21 protein-coding genes are annotated in these 14,582 nt (G+C 64.6%); 13 read left to right on the forward strand and 8 right to left on the reverse strand.

The annotated features are described in order from the left end of the window. Nucleotides 1-6 precede the first annotated feature (6 nt). From I6F21_RS23595 to I6F21_RS23640, 10 genes are all read left to right on the forward strand, one after another. Nucleotides 7-402 (forward strand): type II toxin-antitoxin system death-on-curing family toxin, encoded by a 396-nt coding sequence (locus I6F21_RS23595; RefSeq protein WP_225183499.1) that lies wholly within the window; start codon nucleotides 7-9, stop codon nucleotides 400-402. 96 nt (nucleotides 403-498) lie between these two features. Next, complete coding sequence (locus I6F21_RS23600; RefSeq protein WP_109142517.1) at nucleotides 499-651, forward strand: aa3-type cytochrome c oxidase subunit IV; 153 nt, start codon at nucleotides 499-501, stop codon at nucleotides 649-651. Nucleotides 652-789: 138 nt separating this feature from the next. Beyond that, on the forward strand, nucleotides 790-1,917 hold the full coding sequence (locus tag I6F21_RS23605) for a Re/Si-specific NAD(P)(+) transhydrogenase subunit alpha (protein WP_225183500.1): 1,128 nt from the start codon (nucleotides 790-792) through the stop codon (nucleotides 1,915-1,917). A 12-nt stretch (nucleotides 1,918-1,929) separates the two neighbouring features. Beyond that, nucleotides 1,930-2,247, forward strand: coding sequence for a proton-translocating transhydrogenase family protein (locus I6F21_RS23610; RefSeq protein ID WP_035998681.1), 318 nt, complete (start codon nucleotides 1,930-1,932; stop codon nucleotides 2,245-2,247). A gap of 39 nt (nucleotides 2,248-2,286) precedes the next feature. After that, entirely contained in the window at nucleotides 2,287-3,684 is a 1,398-nt protein-coding gene (locus tag I6F21_RS23615; protein WP_057028050.1) for an NAD(P)(+) transhydrogenase (Re/Si-specific) subunit beta, read from the forward strand. Nucleotides 3,685-3,895: 211 nt separating this feature from the next. Continuing rightward, nucleotides 3,896-4,693 (forward strand): alpha/beta hydrolase, encoded by a 798-nt coding sequence (locus I6F21_RS23620; protein WP_225183526.1) that lies wholly within the window; start codon nucleotides 3,896-3,898, stop codon nucleotides 4,691-4,693. A gap of 4 nt (nucleotides 4,694-4,697) precedes the next feature. Further along, nucleotides 4,698-6,125 (forward strand): sodium:proton antiporter, encoded by a 1,428-nt coding sequence (locus tag I6F21_RS23625; protein ID WP_225139249.1) that lies wholly within the window; start codon nucleotides 4,698-4,700, stop codon nucleotides 6,123-6,125. 48 nt (nucleotides 6,126-6,173) lie between these two features. Continuing rightward, on the forward strand, nucleotides 6,174-7,271 hold the full coding sequence (locus I6F21_RS23630; protein WP_035998688.1) for an ionic transporter y4hA: 1,098 nt from the start codon (nucleotides 6,174-6,176) through the stop codon (nucleotides 7,269-7,271). Nucleotides 7,272-7,283: 12 nt separating this feature from the next. After that, the gene (locus I6F21_RS23635; RefSeq protein ID WP_035998690.1) at nucleotides 7,284-7,568 is read left to right on the forward strand and encodes a cupin domain-containing protein; all 285 of its coding nucleotides are present in this window, start codon (nucleotides 7,284-7,286) and stop codon (nucleotides 7,566-7,568) included. Between the two features lie 93 nt (nucleotides 7,569-7,661). Next, nucleotides 7,662-8,567: a hypothetical protein gene (locus I6F21_RS23640; RefSeq protein WP_036021950.1), complete on the forward strand. Its 906-nt coding sequence runs from the start codon at nucleotides 7,662-7,664 to the stop codon at nucleotides 8,565-8,567. A 26-nt stretch (nucleotides 8,568-8,593) separates the two neighbouring features. On the opposite strand, the gene I6F21_RS23645 is transcribed toward I6F21_RS23640, so the two are convergent. After that, nucleotides 8,594-9,244: a tetratricopeptide repeat protein gene (locus I6F21_RS23645; protein ID WP_074447704.1), complete on the reverse strand. Its 651-nt coding sequence runs from the start codon at nucleotides 9,242-9,244 to the stop codon at nucleotides 8,594-8,596. Between the two features lie 101 nt (nucleotides 9,245-9,345). After that, a complete protein-coding gene (gene rpsU, locus I6F21_RS23650; RefSeq protein WP_008546194.1) occupies nucleotides 9,346-9,642 on the reverse strand; it encodes a 30S ribosomal protein S21 in 297 nt (98 codons plus the stop codon). A 259-nt stretch (nucleotides 9,643-9,901) separates the two neighbouring features. Between rpsU and aqpZ the strand changes: the two genes are divergently transcribed. Further along, nucleotides 9,902-10,624 (forward strand): aquaporin Z, encoded by a 723-nt coding sequence (aqpZ, locus tag I6F21_RS23655; protein ID WP_225183501.1) that lies wholly within the window; start codon nucleotides 9,902-9,904, stop codon nucleotides 10,622-10,624. A 42-nt stretch (nucleotides 10,625-10,666) separates the two neighbouring features. On the opposite strand, the gene I6F21_RS23660 is transcribed toward aqpZ, so the two are convergent. The 3 genes from I6F21_RS23660 to I6F21_RS39050 form a co-directional block, all read right to left on the reverse strand. Further along, entirely contained in the window at nucleotides 10,667-11,773 is a 1,107-nt protein-coding gene (locus tag I6F21_RS23660) for a 5-(carboxyamino)imidazole ribonucleotide synthase (RefSeq protein ID WP_225183502.1), read from the reverse strand. Then, entirely contained in the window at nucleotides 11,770-12,258 is a 489-nt protein-coding gene (gene purE, locus I6F21_RS23665; protein WP_035998720.1) for a 5-(carboxyamino)imidazole ribonucleotide mutase, read from the reverse strand. The genes I6F21_RS23660 and purE overlap by 4 nt, the downstream gene beginning before the upstream one ends. A gap of 93 nt (nucleotides 12,259-12,351) precedes the next feature. Next, nucleotides 12,352-12,495 (reverse strand): hypothetical protein, encoded by a 144-nt coding sequence (locus I6F21_RS39050; protein WP_225183528.1) that lies wholly within the window; start codon nucleotides 12,493-12,495, stop codon nucleotides 12,352-12,354. Between I6F21_RS39050 and I6F21_RS23675 the strand changes: the two genes are divergently transcribed. After that, nucleotides 12,428-13,108, forward strand: a complete 681-nt coding sequence (locus tag I6F21_RS23675; RefSeq protein ID WP_225183527.1) for a GGDEF domain-containing protein — start codon at nucleotides 12,428-12,430, stop codon at nucleotides 13,106-13,108. The genes I6F21_RS39050 and I6F21_RS23675 overlap by 68 nt on opposite strands. 1 nt (nucleotide 13,109) lies before the next feature. Here I6F21_RS23675 and I6F21_RS23680 read toward each other — a convergent pair whose 3' ends face one another. The 3 genes from I6F21_RS23680 to I6F21_RS23690 all read right to left on the reverse strand — a co-directional run bounded on the left by I6F21_RS23680 (nucleotide 13,110) and on the right by I6F21_RS23690 (nucleotide 13,939). Continuing rightward, nucleotides 13,110-13,361, reverse strand: a complete 252-nt coding sequence (locus tag I6F21_RS23680) for a hypothetical protein (protein ID WP_036021965.1) — start codon at nucleotides 13,359-13,361, stop codon at nucleotides 13,110-13,112. A 22-nt stretch (nucleotides 13,362-13,383) separates the two neighbouring features. Continuing rightward, nucleotides 13,384-13,602: a hypothetical protein gene (locus tag I6F21_RS23685; RefSeq protein ID WP_035998725.1), complete on the reverse strand. Its 219-nt coding sequence runs from the start codon at nucleotides 13,600-13,602 to the stop codon at nucleotides 13,384-13,386. 130 nt (nucleotides 13,603-13,732) lie between these two features. Further along, nucleotides 13,733-13,939 (reverse strand): DUF465 domain-containing protein, encoded by a 207-nt coding sequence (locus tag I6F21_RS23690; protein WP_008546179.1) that lies wholly within the window; start codon nucleotides 13,937-13,939, stop codon nucleotides 13,733-13,735. Nucleotides 13,940-14,269: 330 nt separating this feature from the next. On the opposite strand from I6F21_RS23690, the gene I6F21_RS23695 reads away from it, so the two are divergent. Then, nucleotides 14,270-14,452 carry a DUF465 domain-containing protein gene (locus I6F21_RS23695; protein ID WP_008546178.1) on the forward strand — a complete coding sequence of 61 codons (183 nt, stop codon included), beginning with the start codon at nucleotides 14,270-14,272 and terminating at the stop codon, nucleotides 14,450-14,452. The last annotated feature ends 130 nt before the right edge of the window (nucleotides 14,453-14,582 follow it).

Consider the following 14,582-nt stretch of genomic DNA (forward strand, 5'->3'; position numbering starts at 1 on the left):
CGCGCCGTGAGCGAGCATCGAGAGCCGCTGCGGATCACCTACGAGCAGGCTGTCGCAATTCACAGCCGACAGCTTCGCCGATTTGGTGGTGCACCGGGGCTGCGTGATGAAGGCATGCTGCGGTCGGCCCTGGAGCGGCCGATCAACAAGCGGCGCTACGAGCAGGCGACGCTTGATGAACTTGCCGCGGCTTACGCGTTCGGGCTGGCGAAGAACCGTGCATTCGCTGACCGCAACAAGCGCATCGCCTTCATGGCGATGATGGTCTTTCTCCACAAGAATGGCGTTGGCTTTAGTCCCGATCCTGCGGAAGCGACCATTATCTTTCTGTCCCTTGCCGCTGGCGAAGTCAGCGAGCAAAGCCTCACGCGCTGGATCAAGGACAATCGGAATTCCAAATGACCCCATTTGCGGAAAACCGCGCCCGGGTGCCGTTGCCCTGCCTGGAAGTTTGCGGTATCCCAGCCCGAGAATTCGACTTTCGACTGGGGACAATCGATGGCTGACCATAGCGAAGTGGCGTACACGACCGCCGACGGCAACGACTACGCTGCCCACGAGCAGACCTACGAGGGCTTCATCAAGCTGGTTAAGTGGGGCACGGTCTCGGTCGCGCTCATCGTGATCCTGATGGCGATCTTCCTCACCTGATCGATCAGCAGCTGCACATGCCAGCGGCAGCAGCTGCCCAGAATATTTGCATCCAAGCCGGTAACAAAACCGGTATCGAACGCTGCGGGAAGTAACGCTTAGTTTGCGCGCGCGCTGTCCTGCGTCGCCGGAGGCCTCATGAAAATTGCCGTTGCCAAGGAAATCGATCCGTCGGAGCCGCGGGTCGCCGCTTCGCCTGATACGGTGAAGAAGTTCAAGGCGTTAGGCGCCGAGATCGCCATCGAGCCGGGCGCCGGCCTCAAATCGGGCCTGCCGGATTCAGAATTCACCGCCGTGGGCGCCACCGTCAGCCCTGACGCGCTGAAGGACGCCGACATCGTCATCAAGGTGAAGCGTCCCGAGGCTTCCGAGGTTAGTCAATACAAGCGCGGCGCGCTCGTCATCGCCATCATGGATCCCTATGGCAACGAGGCCGCGCTGAAGACGATCGCCGAGGCCGGCGTCTCCGCTTTCGCGATGGAATTGATGCCGCGCATCACGCGCGCCCAGGTGATGGACGTGTTGTCCTCGCAGGCGAACCTTGCCGGCTACCGCGCCGTGATCGAGGGTGCCGAGGCTTTCGGCCGCGCCTTCCCGATGATGATGACGGCGGCCGGCACCGTGCCCGCCGCGAAGGTGTTCGTGATGGGCGTCGGCGTCGCCGGCCTTCAGGCGATCGCGACCGCGCGCCGTCTCGGCGCCGTCGTGACCGCGACCGACGTGCGGCCCGCCACCAAGGAGCAGGTGGAATCCCTCGGCGCGAAATTCCTCGCCGTCGAGGACGAGGAGTTCAAGAACGCGCAGACCGCCGGCGGCTACGCCAAGGAAATGTCGAAAGAATACCAGGCCAAGCAGGCCGCGCTCACCGCCGAGCACATCAAGAAGCAGGACATCGTCATCACCACCGCGCTGATTCCGGGCCGCCCGGCGCCGAAGCTCGTCAGTGCCGACATGGTCAAGTCGATGAAGCCCGGCTCGGTGCTGGTCGATCTCGCCGTCGAACGCGGCGGCAATGTCGAGGGCGCCAAGGCCGGCGAAGTCGTCGACCTCGATGGCATCAAGATCGTCGGCTACACCAACGTTGCGGGTCGCGTTGCGGCCTCGGCCTCCAGCCTCTACGCGCGCAACCTGTTCTCCTTCATCGAGACCATGGTCGACAAGAAAGAGAAGAAGCTCGCCGTCAACTGGGACGACGAACTCGTCAAGGCTACCGCGCTGACGAAGGACGGCGCCGTGATCCACCCGAACTTCCAGCCGAAAGCTTAAGGAGAGATTGCCATGGAGCACGCTGCACAGGTCGTCGACCCCTTCATCTTCCGGCTGTCGATCTTCGTCCTCGCCGTCTTCGTCGGCTATTTCGTGGTGTGGTCGGTGACGCCGGCGCTGCACACGCCGCTGATGAGCGTGACCAACGCGATCTCCTCGGTGATCGTGGTCGGCGCGCTGCTCGCGGTCGGCGTCGGCATGGTTTCGAGCGGCTCGGGCTGGGCGCGCGGCTTCGGCTTCGTCGCGCTCGTCTTCGCCTGCGTGAACATTTTCGGCGGCTTCCTTGTCACCCAGCGCATGCTGGCGATGTACAAGAAGAAGTCGAAGTAAGCGGCCACCTCGGGCTGAAGGGATCAATGGGGACCTGAGATGAGCGCCAATCTCTCTGCATTCTTGTATCTCGTGGCGGGGGTGCTGTTCATCCTGTCGCTGCGCGGGCTGTCGAGCCCGGCAACCTCGCGCCAGGGCAATCTGTTCGGCATGATCGGCATGGCGATCGCGGTCGCCACCACGCTGGCGAGCCATCCGCCGGCGGATGGCGTGGCCTGGGTCCTCGTGATCCTCGCGGTCGCGATCGGCGGCGGCATCGGCGCGGTGATCGCCCGCCGCGTGCCGATGACCTCGATGCCGGAACTGGTCGCCGCCTTCCACTCGCTGGTCGGCATGGCCGCGGTGCTGGTCGCTGCCGGCGCGTTCTACGCGCCTGAGGCCTTCGACATCGGCAAGCCTGGCGCCATTCATGCATCAAGTCTGGTCGAAATGTCGCTCGGTGTCGCCATCGGCGCGCTGACCTTCACCGGCTCGGTGATCGCCTTCCTGAAGCTGTCCGCGCGCATGAGCGGCGCGCCGATCATCCTGCCGGCCCGCCACATCATCAACATCGCGCTGGCCGTCGCGCTGGTGTTCTTTATCGTCCGTCTCGTCCTCACCGGCGGCGCGTTCGACTTCTGGATGATCACCATCATCGCGCTGGCGCTCGGCGTGCTCATGATCATCCCGATCGGCGGCGCCGACATGCCGGTCGTGATCTCGATGCTGAACTCCTATTCGGGTTGGGCGGCCGCCGGCATCGGCTTCACGCTCGGCAATTCCGCGCTGATCATCACCGGCGCGCTGGTCGGTTCCTCGGGCGCGATCCTGTCCTACATCATGTGCCACGCGATGAACCGGTCCTTCATCTCGGTCATCCTCGGCGGCTTCGGCGGTGAGACCGCGGCAGCCGGCGGCGCCACGGGCGAGCAGAAGCCCGCCAAGCTCGGCTCGGCGGACGATGCGGCCTTCATCATGAAGAACGCCTCCAAGGTCATCATCGTGCCCGGCTACGGCATGGCGGTGGCGCAGGCCCAGCACGCGCTGCGCGAGATGGCGGACATGCTCAAGAAGGAAGGCGTCGAGGTGAAATACGCCATTCACCCGGTCGCCGGCCGCATGCCCGGCCACATGAACGTGCTGCTGGCCGAAGCCAACGTGCCCTATGACGAGGTGTTCGAGCTCGAGGACATCAACTCCGAATTCGCGCAGGCCGACATTGCCTTCGTGATCGGCGCCAACGACGTCACCAACCCGGCGGCCGAAGAGGACAAGACTTCGCCGATCTACGGCATGCCGGTGCTCCAGGTCTGGAAGGCCGGCACGGTGATGTTCATCAAGCGCTCGCTGGCCTCTGGCTATGCCGGCATCGACAATCCGCTGTTCTACCGCGACAACACCATGATGCTGCTCGGCGACGCCAAGAAGGTCACCGAGAACATCGTCAAGGCGATGTGACGGGGGGAGGGACCGTGGCCATCAATTAGGAATGGCACCAGTCCGATCGCATGCCGCCCAAGGCGTGCGCGAGCAGCGTGTCGCCTGGCACGCTGCCCACAAGGCGGCGTGCAGCTGCCGCGACGTTCCGGCGAGCCTGCGACCGACGTCATGAAATTGCTGCGGAGCCGTCGCAAGCCCTAGTCTCAAGCGAGGGAGCGGCCGCGCAATGATGAGCATTGTCAAGTGGATCGCCATCGTGCTCCTGACCGTCTATTGCGCCGGTCTCCTCGTGCTGTACGTCCGCCAGCGCGAGATGCTGTTTCCGATCCCGCCCGCCGGCCGCACCGCACCCGATGCTGCGGGCCTTCCCGAGGCGCAAGAGCATGTCCTGACCACGTCTGATGGCGAGCAGGTCATCGTCTGGCACGTGCCGGCCAAGCCCGGTCGTTCCGTGATCCTCTACTTCCACGGCAATGGCGATTTTCTCGCCGGCCGCGTTGGTCGTTTCAAGGCGATGACCGCCGACGGCACCGGCCTCGTTGCGCTGTCCTATCGCGGCTATGGCGGCTCGAGCGGGATGCCGAGCGAGCAGGGCCTGCTGCGCGACGCTGCAGCCGCCTACGCGTTCACCACCGCGCGCTATGCGGCGGAACGAATCGTCGCCTGGGGCTTTTCGCTCGGGACGGGCGTCGCGGTCGCGCTCGCCTCGGAGCATCGCGTTGGAAAACTCATCCTGGAGGCGCCCTATACGTCGACGGCCGACATTGCGGGGTCATCGTTCTGGTTCGTTCCGGTCCGCCTTCTGATGCGCGACCCGTTCCATTCGGACCAGCGCATTTCGCGCGTCACGGTGCCGCTGCTCGTCATGCATGGCACCAATGACCTTGTCATTTCGATCGTCTTCGGAGAGCGTCTGTTCGCGCTCGCCCGCGAGCCCAAGCGGTTCGTTCGCATCGAGGGCGGCGGGCACGACGATCTCGATCAATATGGCGCGATCGAAACGGCGAGAGGCTTCATTGGCGGCTGACGGCTTGGCTCAACGTTACATCCCCGCGCTCGCTGCCTCCTGCTTGACGCTTCTGCCGCAGAATGCGCTTGCCGCGACCGGCCTCGATGGTGCCGCGATGCGCTGGCCCTATGCGCTGCCCTTTGCCGGCTTGTTGCTGTCGATTGCAATGGGGCCGCTGCTGTTGCCGAAGATCTGGCATCACCACTACGGCAAGATCACCGCCGCCTGGTCGCTGCTGGCGCTCGCCGCGCTCGTCGTCTTTGCCGGCGGCGCGGCGACCTTGGCGGCGCTGGTCCATGCCATGCTCGCCGAATATCTCGGCTTCATCGTGCTGCTGTTCGCTCTCTATGTCGTGGCCGGCGGCATCCTCATCACCGGCGACATCAAGGGCACGCCGGCGGCGAATGTCGGCATCCTCGCGCTCGGCACGCTGGGGGCGAGCATCGTCGGCACCACGGGTGCCGCGATGATCCTGATCCGCCCCTTGATCCGCGCCAACCGGCAGCGGCGCCACAACACCCATGTCGTCATCTTCTTCATCATCCTGGTGGCCAATGTCGGCGGCGCGCTGAGCCCGCTCGGCGATCCCCCGCTGTTCGTCGGCTTCCTGCATGGCGTTGACTTCTTCTGGACCACGCGGACCATCTGGTTGCAGACCGCACTCGTCGCCGTCCTGCTGCTCGCGATCTTCGCCGTCGTCGACGTCTGGCGCTTTCGCAGTGAGCCGCCGCCCGCCGACACAGGCCGGGGAGAGCCGTTGCGCATCCGCGGCCTCGTCAATCTGGTGCTGATCGCAGCCATCGTCGCCAGCCTTCTCGCTTCGGCGATGTGGAGGCCCGACATTGCCTTCGACATTTTCGGTACCAAGCTGGAGCTGGAGGACGTCGCGCGCAACCTGGCGCTGCTGGCCATCGCGGCGCTGTCGGTGTGGCTGACGCCCGACGAGCACAGGCAGGCCAACGGCTTCACCTGGGAGCCGATCCGCGAGGTCGCAAAACTGTTCGCGGGCATCTTCGTCGCCATCATCCCGGTCATTGCCATGCTCAATGCCGGCCATCACGGCGCGTTCGCCTGGCTGCTGTCGGCGGTGACGGCGCCGGATGGCGCGCCGCGCGAGGTCGTTTATTTCTGGTTCACCGGCCTGATGTCCGCGTTCCTCGACAATGCGCCGACCTATCTGCTGTTCTTCGAGCTCGCCGGCGGCAATCCGCAGGTGTTGATGCATCAGCTCTCGGGCACGCTCGCCTCGATCTCCATGGGAGCGGTCTACATGGGAGCACTCACCTATATCGGCAACGCGCCGAACTTCATGGTGAGCAGCATCGCCCGCGAGAACGGCGTCGCGATGCCGAGCTTCTTCGGTTATCTCCTGCGCGCCGGCGCCGTGCTGATCCCGCTGTTCCTGTTGCTGACGTTCCTGCCGGTCGCACCGATCCTGCACTGGCATTGAATCCGCCGGCCGATTTGCTATTGCTCGCTTTGTAGTTGGAGCCGATGGATGAGCGCGCATGATCCGATGCCCCGGTCGGCCTGGGTCTTTCCGGCGCTGGCCCTGCTGTTGTTCGCAGCCGTCAGCGCCACGGATTACGTCTTCACGCTGTCGTTTGGCGGTCTTCTCTTCACCGTCGTCCTTCTGGTCATCCTGTTCGGCACGGTGTTCGCGGCGGTTCATCATGCCGAGGTGATCGCGGAGCGGGTCGGCGAACCCTACGGCACGCTGGTGCTGACGCTCTCGGTGACCATCATCGAGGTCGCGCTGATCACCACGATCATGCTGGGCGACAAGCCTGCCCCGGCACTGGCGCGCGACACCGTGTTCGCCGTGGTCATGATCGTCTGCAACGGCCTCGTCGGGCTCTGCATCTTCATCGGCGGCCTGCGCTATCGCGAGCAGGGTTTTCAGCTCTCTGGCGCCAACGTCTATCTCAGCGTCCTGTTCGCGCTCGCGACCATCACGCTGATCCTGCCGAACTACACCACCACCACGCCGGGGCCTGTCTATTCGGCGGTCCAGCTCGGCTTCGTCGACGTGGTCACGCTGGCGCTCTATGCGGTGTTTCTCTACACCCAGACGGTCCTGCACAAGGATTACTTCGTCCACGAGCGGGCGTACGCCGGCAGCGGCGAGGTGCATCTGTCGGGCAGGATGCTGGTGCTCAGCGTCGTGCTGCTGCTGATCGCGCTGCTGGCGGTCGTGCTGCTCTCCAAGAAATTCTCGCTGGTGGTCGACGCCGTCGCGGCCAAGATTGGCGCGCCGCCGGCCTTTGCCGGGCTTCTGGTCGCGCTTCTGATCCTGATGCCGGAAGGCGTCGCGGCCGTCTCGGCGGCCCGCCAGAACGACCTCCAGAAGAGCATCAACCTCGCTCTGGGATCGTCGCTGGCGACCATCGGCCTGACCATTCCTGCCGTCGGCGTCGCCACTTACGCGCTCGACAAGGAGCTCGAGCTCGGCCTCGGCGCCCAGGGCAGCGTGCTCCTGCTGCTGACCTTCTTCCTGAGCATGCTGACCTTCGGCACGGGCAGGACCAATGTCCTGTTCGGCCTGGTGCATATGGTGGTATTTGCCGTCTACGTGTTCATGGTTTTCGTACCCTAGAAGGAGCTCCCGGTGCTTGCCGCCCAGTCCGAGGTTCAGGTCGACAACGAAGAGGTCCGGGTGACGGAATGGCGGCTTGCCCCCGGCAGCGCCACCGGCCATCACACCCATGGCATGGACTATGTGATCGTTCCGCTCGCCGCCGGCGAGATGACCATCGTCGCGCCCAATGGCGAAAGGTCCAAGGCGCAGCTTGCCGCCGGGAAATCCTATTTCCGCAAGGCCGGCGTCCAGCATGACGTACTTAACGAAACCTCAACTGAGATCGTGTTCCTTGAAATTGAGCTGAAACGCTAGGGTCGCGCCACCGTTTGCCATCGATCCGTCGCAGTTGATCCCTCACAATGCCCTAAAGTTCCCGCATCAGGTCGCGCGGGGAGTGTGGTCGGAATGCTGAAATACCTCGCAAAAATTTCGATGGATATTTTCCCCTCGGTGCTCGCGACGATCATCGGGGCCTACATCGTCAATCATTACATCAACGCCAAGCCGGCCGCCGACACCCCAGCCGCCGTGACCGCGCCTGCCCAGACCGGCAGCGACGGCAAACCCACCGATACCGCCAACCTTCCCGCCTCCGGCGTCAAGGCCAAGGGCATCCCCGAGAAGAGCGTGACGGACAAGGCGGCGGTCGAGAAGCCGGTCGATCATCCGCCGGCCGCCGAGACCAAGGCCGCAGACGTGGCTCCCGCTGACACCGGTCCGCGCGGACGACCCTCTGCCCGCGACAAGGCCGCGGCGAAATCCGCACCGGCGGCTTCTGCTCCCGTGGTTGAGGCCAATTCGGCCCCGACGGCGGCTTCCGCGGCTCCCGACGCCAACGATCTGGCGCGTGCTGCGATCGAGCGCCTGCGCAAGTCGCCCGAGGGCAAGGCTGCCGAGGCCAGGTCGTCGGAAACCAAGCCTGCCGAGGCTCGCGCGTCGGAGACCAAGCCGGCTGAGCCTGCGGTGCGGGACGCCGCCCGCACGCCGGAGGCTCCGCGTGTCGTGAATGTGGAGCCGTCTCCAGTCCGTCCGCTGCCGCCGCCGATCAATGTCTCGACGCCCTCACCCGAGGCCTATGGCAATGGGGGCTCCAATCCGCCCTACACGGCCTCGATCGGCAACGATGATCCGAATCGGGTGACGCCGCCGGCCGACATTCCCGTGCCGGTCATCGCACCGCCGCTCGACCTGCGTGCCGATGCGGGCGCCGCCCTGCCGCGGCCGAAGAAGACCAATGTCGCCGACGAGATGCTGTCGGGCATGAAGTCGATGTTCAACGCCGTTCTGCCCAAGAGCGCCACGCCCGACTAGAACTCCGCTCAGCCTCCGCCAAACCGTCAGCCGCCGACGCGGGCGAGACCGCTGCGAGCGGGTTCGTCGCGTGGACGAAGCGCAACCGCCTTGGTGTAGGACGCCGCCGCCTTGGCTTTGTCGCCCAAGCGCTCATAGACCTGACCGCGCGCGGTCCAGACCTGGGCATTGTTCGGATCGGCCTCGGAGGCTTCGTCGAGATCGGCTGCGGCCTCCTTGACCTTGCCGAGCGCGAGATAGCTGTTGGCGCGGCCCAGCAGCGGCTCGGCCTTTTGCGGGTTGAGTCCGCTGGCGGCGCTGAAATCGGCGATCGCGAAGTCGTGCTGGTTGTTGCCCTGGTAGATCAGGGCGCGGCCATAGAGCGCCTGCGCATTGTAGGGATCGAGGCCGATCGCGCGATTGAACTCGTCGAGCGCTGCCGCGGCCTCGCCTGACTTCGCCAGAGACTGAGCCTTCGCGGTATGGGCCTGGGCTTCGGTGACGTTGCCGGCGCTCACCGCGCTCTCGGCCGGCGCGGCGGCCTTGGGGGCCTCCTGCGGCTTGTCCTTCTCCGGCATCAGTGATCCCAGATCGAACGAGCAGCCGCCCAGCACGATCCCCGTCAGGGCCGCCGCGAGCGGCGGCTGCCAGATCCGGCGCCGTCGCGGAAGGCCGCGCTGGGAGAAAGGGGAGGCCATCTACGGTTGGCTCGCGCTAGAGCTTGATCCGACAAGTCCTCAAAACAATAACGCGGGCCTGGGGCCCGCGTCATCGAAAACTAGAGTCTTGCTGAATCGGCTCAGCGCGGTCCGCGCGGACCTGCGCCGGGGCCGCCACGACCGCCGCGATCACCGCCCGGGCCGGCGCCGAACACCGGCTTCGGCTTCATCGGCAGCAGGCCTTCGCGCTGCAGCTTCTTGCGGGCCAGCTTGCGCGCGCGGCGCACGGCTTCGGCCTTTTCGCGGGCCTTCTTCTCGGAGGGCTTCTCGTAATGACCGCGGAGCTTCATCTCGCGGAAAATTCCCTCGCGCTGCATCTTCTTCTTCAGCGCCTTGAGGGCTTGATCAACATTGTTATCGCGAACGAGAACCTGCACGCGGCATCCTCTTCAGGTGGATCGGATTTGAATTCTGGTAAGTCAAAGGGGATGGCGAAACGCGCAAGCCCTTAACCTTGAGCGCGCGGATGTATCAGACAAAACCGCAGATGTCCACCTGCCAAGCGGATTTTCGGGCCAAGTTCGGCCATTAAATGCGGCGAAAATACCTCCATGCGGCCCCGATTTGGGCGATTTGGCGCCGAGGACGGGGCCGCACCGGAGCTTTGTTCCGGAATCTTTGCAATGAGGGACTACAATGGACATCAAAAAATATGCTGCCGAAGCCATCGGCACCTTCTGGCTGACATTCGCGGGCTGCGGAAGCGCGGTGATCGCCGCCGGCTTCCCGCAGGTCGGGATCGGGCTGGTCGGCGTGTCCCTGGCTTTCGGATTGAGCGTCGTCACCATGGCCTACGCGATCGGCCACATCTCCGGGTGCCATCTGAATCCGGCCGTCACGGTCGGTCTCGCCGCGGGCGGCCGCTTTCCGGCCGGCCAGATCCTGCCTTATGTGATCGCCCAGGTGGCGGGCGCGATTGTCGCCGCATCGCTGCTCTATGTCATTGCGAGTGGGGCGCCCGGCTTCGACGTCAGCAAGGGCTTCGCCTCCAACGGCTATGGCGCGCATTCGCCCGGTCAGTACAGCATGATGGCCGGCTTCCTCACCGAGGTGGTGATGACCATGATGTTCCTGTTCATCATCATGGGGGCGACCCATGGGCGCGCGCCGGCGGGATTCGCACCGCTGGCGATCGGGCTCGCGCTGGTGATGATCCACCTCGTCAGCATTCCCGTCACCAACACCTCGGTGAACCCGGCGCGCAGCACCGGCCCGGCGTTGTTCGTCGGCGGCTGGGCGCTGTCACAGCTGTGGCTGTTCTGGGTCGCGCCGCTGATCGGCGGCGCGCTCGGCGGGGTGATCTATCGCTGGCTCAGCGAGGAGCCCAGCGGCATCGTTGCGGGTGTGAAGACGGCGTGATCGCAATCACCCGACGGGATTGCAGCTCTTGCTGCGATCCCGTCACTTGTTCCGGGGCGGCCTGACTTCGGTCACGTGGCCCATCTTGCGGCCGGGGCGCGGCGCGCCCTTGCCGTAGATGTGCACGGTCGCGCCCGGCACGCTCAGCCACTTTTCGTAATCGTTGATCTCGTCGCCGATCAGGTTGGTCATGGTGACGACCTCGCCGTGGCGCACCGGCTTGCCGAGCGGCCAGCCGGCAATGGCGCGGATGTGCTGCTCGAACTGTGAGACGGAGGCGCCGTCGAGCGTCCAGTGCCCGGAATTGTGCACACGCGGCGCGATCTCGTTGACCAGCACCTTCGGTCCGGTGCCGCCTGCCAGCACGAACATCTCGACCGCGAGCACGCCGACATAGTCGAGCGCGCTTGCGATTTTGCTCGCGATGCTGCGCGCCTCCTCGGCGAGCGCGTCAGGAATCGGCGCGGGCGCACGTGATATCTTCAGGATGTGGTCGCGGTGCTCGTTCTCGGTGACGTCGAAGCACTCGACCTCGCCCGTGGCCGCGCGCGCGGCGATCACGGAGATCTCGCGCTCGTAGGGCACGAAGGCCTCCAGGATCGCCGATTTGGTGGCGAGGCTGGTCCACACCTTCGCGATGTCGTCGCCCTCGCGGATGATGGCCTGGCCCTTGCCGTCATAGCCGAAGCGGCGGGTTTTCAGCACCGCTGGAAGGCCGATCCTGGCGATCGCCTCGCGCAGCGAGGAGACGGAGGTGACGTCGGCGTAGGCGGCAGTGCCGATCCCGAGCTTCGTCACGAAATCCTTCTCGGCGAGCCGGTCCTGGGTCGTCTCGAGGATCTTGCGGTTGGGCAGCACCGGGCGGCGCGCGTCCAATACCAGCGCGGCTGCCGCCGGCACGTTCTCGAATTCGTAGGTGATGACGTCGACATCATGCGCGAACAATTCGAGCGCCTCGACGTCGGCATATTCGGCGCAGGTCGCGTTCAGCACGACGTCGAAGGCCGGCGAATCCGGATCGGGCGAGAACACCTGGCAGCGCAGGCCGAGTCGCGCCGCGGCCATGGCCAGCATCCGGCCCAATTGTCCGCCGCCGAGGATTCCGATGGTGTCACCGGGCTTCAGCTTCACGTGCCTGGTGTCCGTCACGCCTTGTCCTCCGGCCGCTCGGCGACCGCCTCGGTCTGGGCCTTGCGCCAGGCGGCGAGGCGATCCGACAGGGCCGGGTCGGACAATGCCAGCACGGCCGCTGCCAGCAGCGCGGCATTGATCGCGCCGGCCTTGCCGATGGCGAGGGTGCCGACCGGAATGCCCGCGGGCATCTGGACGATCGAATAGAGCGAATCGACGCCCTTGAGCGTCTTGGATTCGACGGGAACGCCGAAGACGGGAAGTTCCGTCAGCGCCGCCGCCATGCCGGGCAGATGGGCCGCGCCACCGGCGCCGGCGATGATAATCTTGTAGCCTGCGGCCTTGGCACCCTTGGCGAATGCGAACAGCCGGTCGGGCGTGCGGTGGGCCGAGACGATGCGGCTGTCGGCAGCAATGCCGAGCGCGTCAAGCGTGTCGGCGGCGTGCCGCATCGTGTCCCAGTCCGACTGGCTTCCCATGATGATGGCGATCGGCGCGGTCATGACGTCAATTGTGCCCAGAAAAACAGAGAGATAGGCCAGATTAATGATTCCGGCCGGCGGCTCGCAAGGCGGTGGCAAGGAGAAGGGAATCCACTATCCTGTCTTGGTGAATCCCCGCAAGCCTTCATTGAGCAGGATGCCCATGAAGAAACCGAAAAGGGCGAGCCCTGTGAAGGCCAGAAAGGGCCGGAACATCAGCGCCGCCCGATCCAAAGCCGTTTCGAGCCGCGCGGCCAAACCGGCCTTGCGCAGAGCGCCGGCTGCCGATGACGGCAAGGCGATCATCCGCGGCCTCAGGAGCAAGCTCAAGGCGGCCCTGCTGCGGATCTCGGAGCTCGAGGCGGCCGCCGATACCGATTTCCTGCTCGGGATTCCCAACCGGCGCGGTTTCGAGCGCGAGCTCGCGCGCGCCATCGCCTATATGAAGCGCTACCGCGCCAGCGGGGCGCTGATCGTGCTCGACGTCGATCGGCTGAAGCCGATCAACGATTCCTTCGGTCATGCCGCCGGCGATGAGGTGCTCAAGGCGATCGTCGCCACGCTGACGCGACAGGTCCGCGCCTCCGACGTGGTCGGCCGGCTCGGGGGCGACGAGTTCGCGCTGCTGCTCTGGAATCTCAGCGAGACCGATGCGAAGGTCAAGGCTGCGGCCTTGGAGCAGGCGATCGACGAATTGTCATTCGTTTTTCGCGGCCAGCACGTGGCCGCGGGCGCCTCGGCCGGCGTCGCGCTGCTCGGTCCGCAATCCGCTGCAGGCCGCGCCCTGGAGGAGGCGGATGCCGCCATGTATGTGCGCAAGGCGAGCCGCCGGCACGAGCCGCGGATCAGGCTGGTCGGCGGCGAGCGCTAGTCTAGAGGGTGGCAAGATCTTCCGGCACGTTGCCGAACTTGCGCAGCAGCGTCGCGTCGCCGAATTCGCCGGTCATGGGATCGCCGCTGCGGCTGAACGCGATCGCGCCGATATGGCCGGCGCCGCGCGCCAGCATCTCTGCGCGTCGCAGCGCCGCCGTCGAGGACTGACACTCCTCTGCAGCGCCTGCGACGGGTGATCCGTCGTCATCGATCAAGAAGGGCATTGCAACGTAATAGGTCACATCCGACACGGCGTTGCTCCAAGGTTGAAGATTATGCGGCGCTGCTCTTGCTCCGCATCTTGCTGCGCGAGATCTCCGGAATGCAGCCGGCTGAAATCGCCGCCTGCAATTCCTCCAGCTCGGCTTCCAGATATTCGTTGGCCATGATCAGCGCCTTGATGGTGCTGCGCAGATTGCCGTCGCACATCGCGATCGCCTGATCGCAGGCCTGTTCGTAATGGCTGTTGTCGAAAAGGGCGGTTGCCGACATCTGCGTTGTCCTCGTGTGTTGTCCTTGAGCGTTCTCTGAGGTGTGAGGCGCCCGCGAATGTTCCTATTTTGTTCTTATTGAGTCAAGCGGATTCGGAAGCGGCGGGGCGCCGCGCAAGACCGGCTCACGGTCAGGCGATGATGTCGGGGGTGATCTGGTCTTCGATGAACGCGATGCGGTCGCGCAACAACAGCTTGCGCTTCTTCAGGCGCTGTAACCGCAACAGGTCGGGGGCGGGCGATTGATGCAATGCATCGATCGCCGCATCGAGATCTCGGTGTTCCTGCTGCAACCGGGTGAGCTCGGCTTCGAGCTCACGCTCATCTTCATTGGTCATGTCTGCGGTGGCCGAAAACCGATAGGCGTGAGATCCGGGCTGTGGATGCCCTGTGGAAATTATCGTCCTTGCGCCGCGTGATCGCAAGCGATCTGCGATCCCTCGTCCCCGATCTCCAGCAACATATTTCTGCAGGGAGCTGCGGCGGTGCGTCGGCGTATTGATATCATGGATTTTTCCGGCGTGGTTCCCTTAGTCACGCTTCGTTACATATGAACTTTCAAAAATGACGCTGCAACGACGGATACCCATCGACAGGACGAATCGGTGATGTAGACTTGGTTGTCCGGATCGAATCCTAAAGGTTCAACCCTACCGAGGAGGTTTCGAATGACAATTCAGGCACATCTCGTTGAATTGGAACGGAAGCACAAACTTCTCGAAAACGAATTGCACGAAGCTCTCGTGCACCTTTCAACAGACGACCTGCAAATTGTTGAGTTGAAGCGCCGGAAGTTGATGGTCAAGGACCAGATCGAGCGTCTGAAGCAATCTGGCGACACGCTCCACTAGTAACCCCCGTGACAGTGTAGAGTTGATCACGTCCTTCACGCAGGGATGAGAGCATCCGTGCTCATCCCTGCTGCAAGGTGTGTACCGTGCAACACGGTTGTGCGGCGCTCACTCTTGCTTGGACCCGTGG

The sequence above is a fragment of the Bradyrhizobium sp. NBAIM03 genome (assembly GCF_020194055.1).
GTDB lineage: Bacteria > Pseudomonadota > Alphaproteobacteria > Rhizobiales > Xanthobacteraceae > Bradyrhizobium > Bradyrhizobium yuanmingense.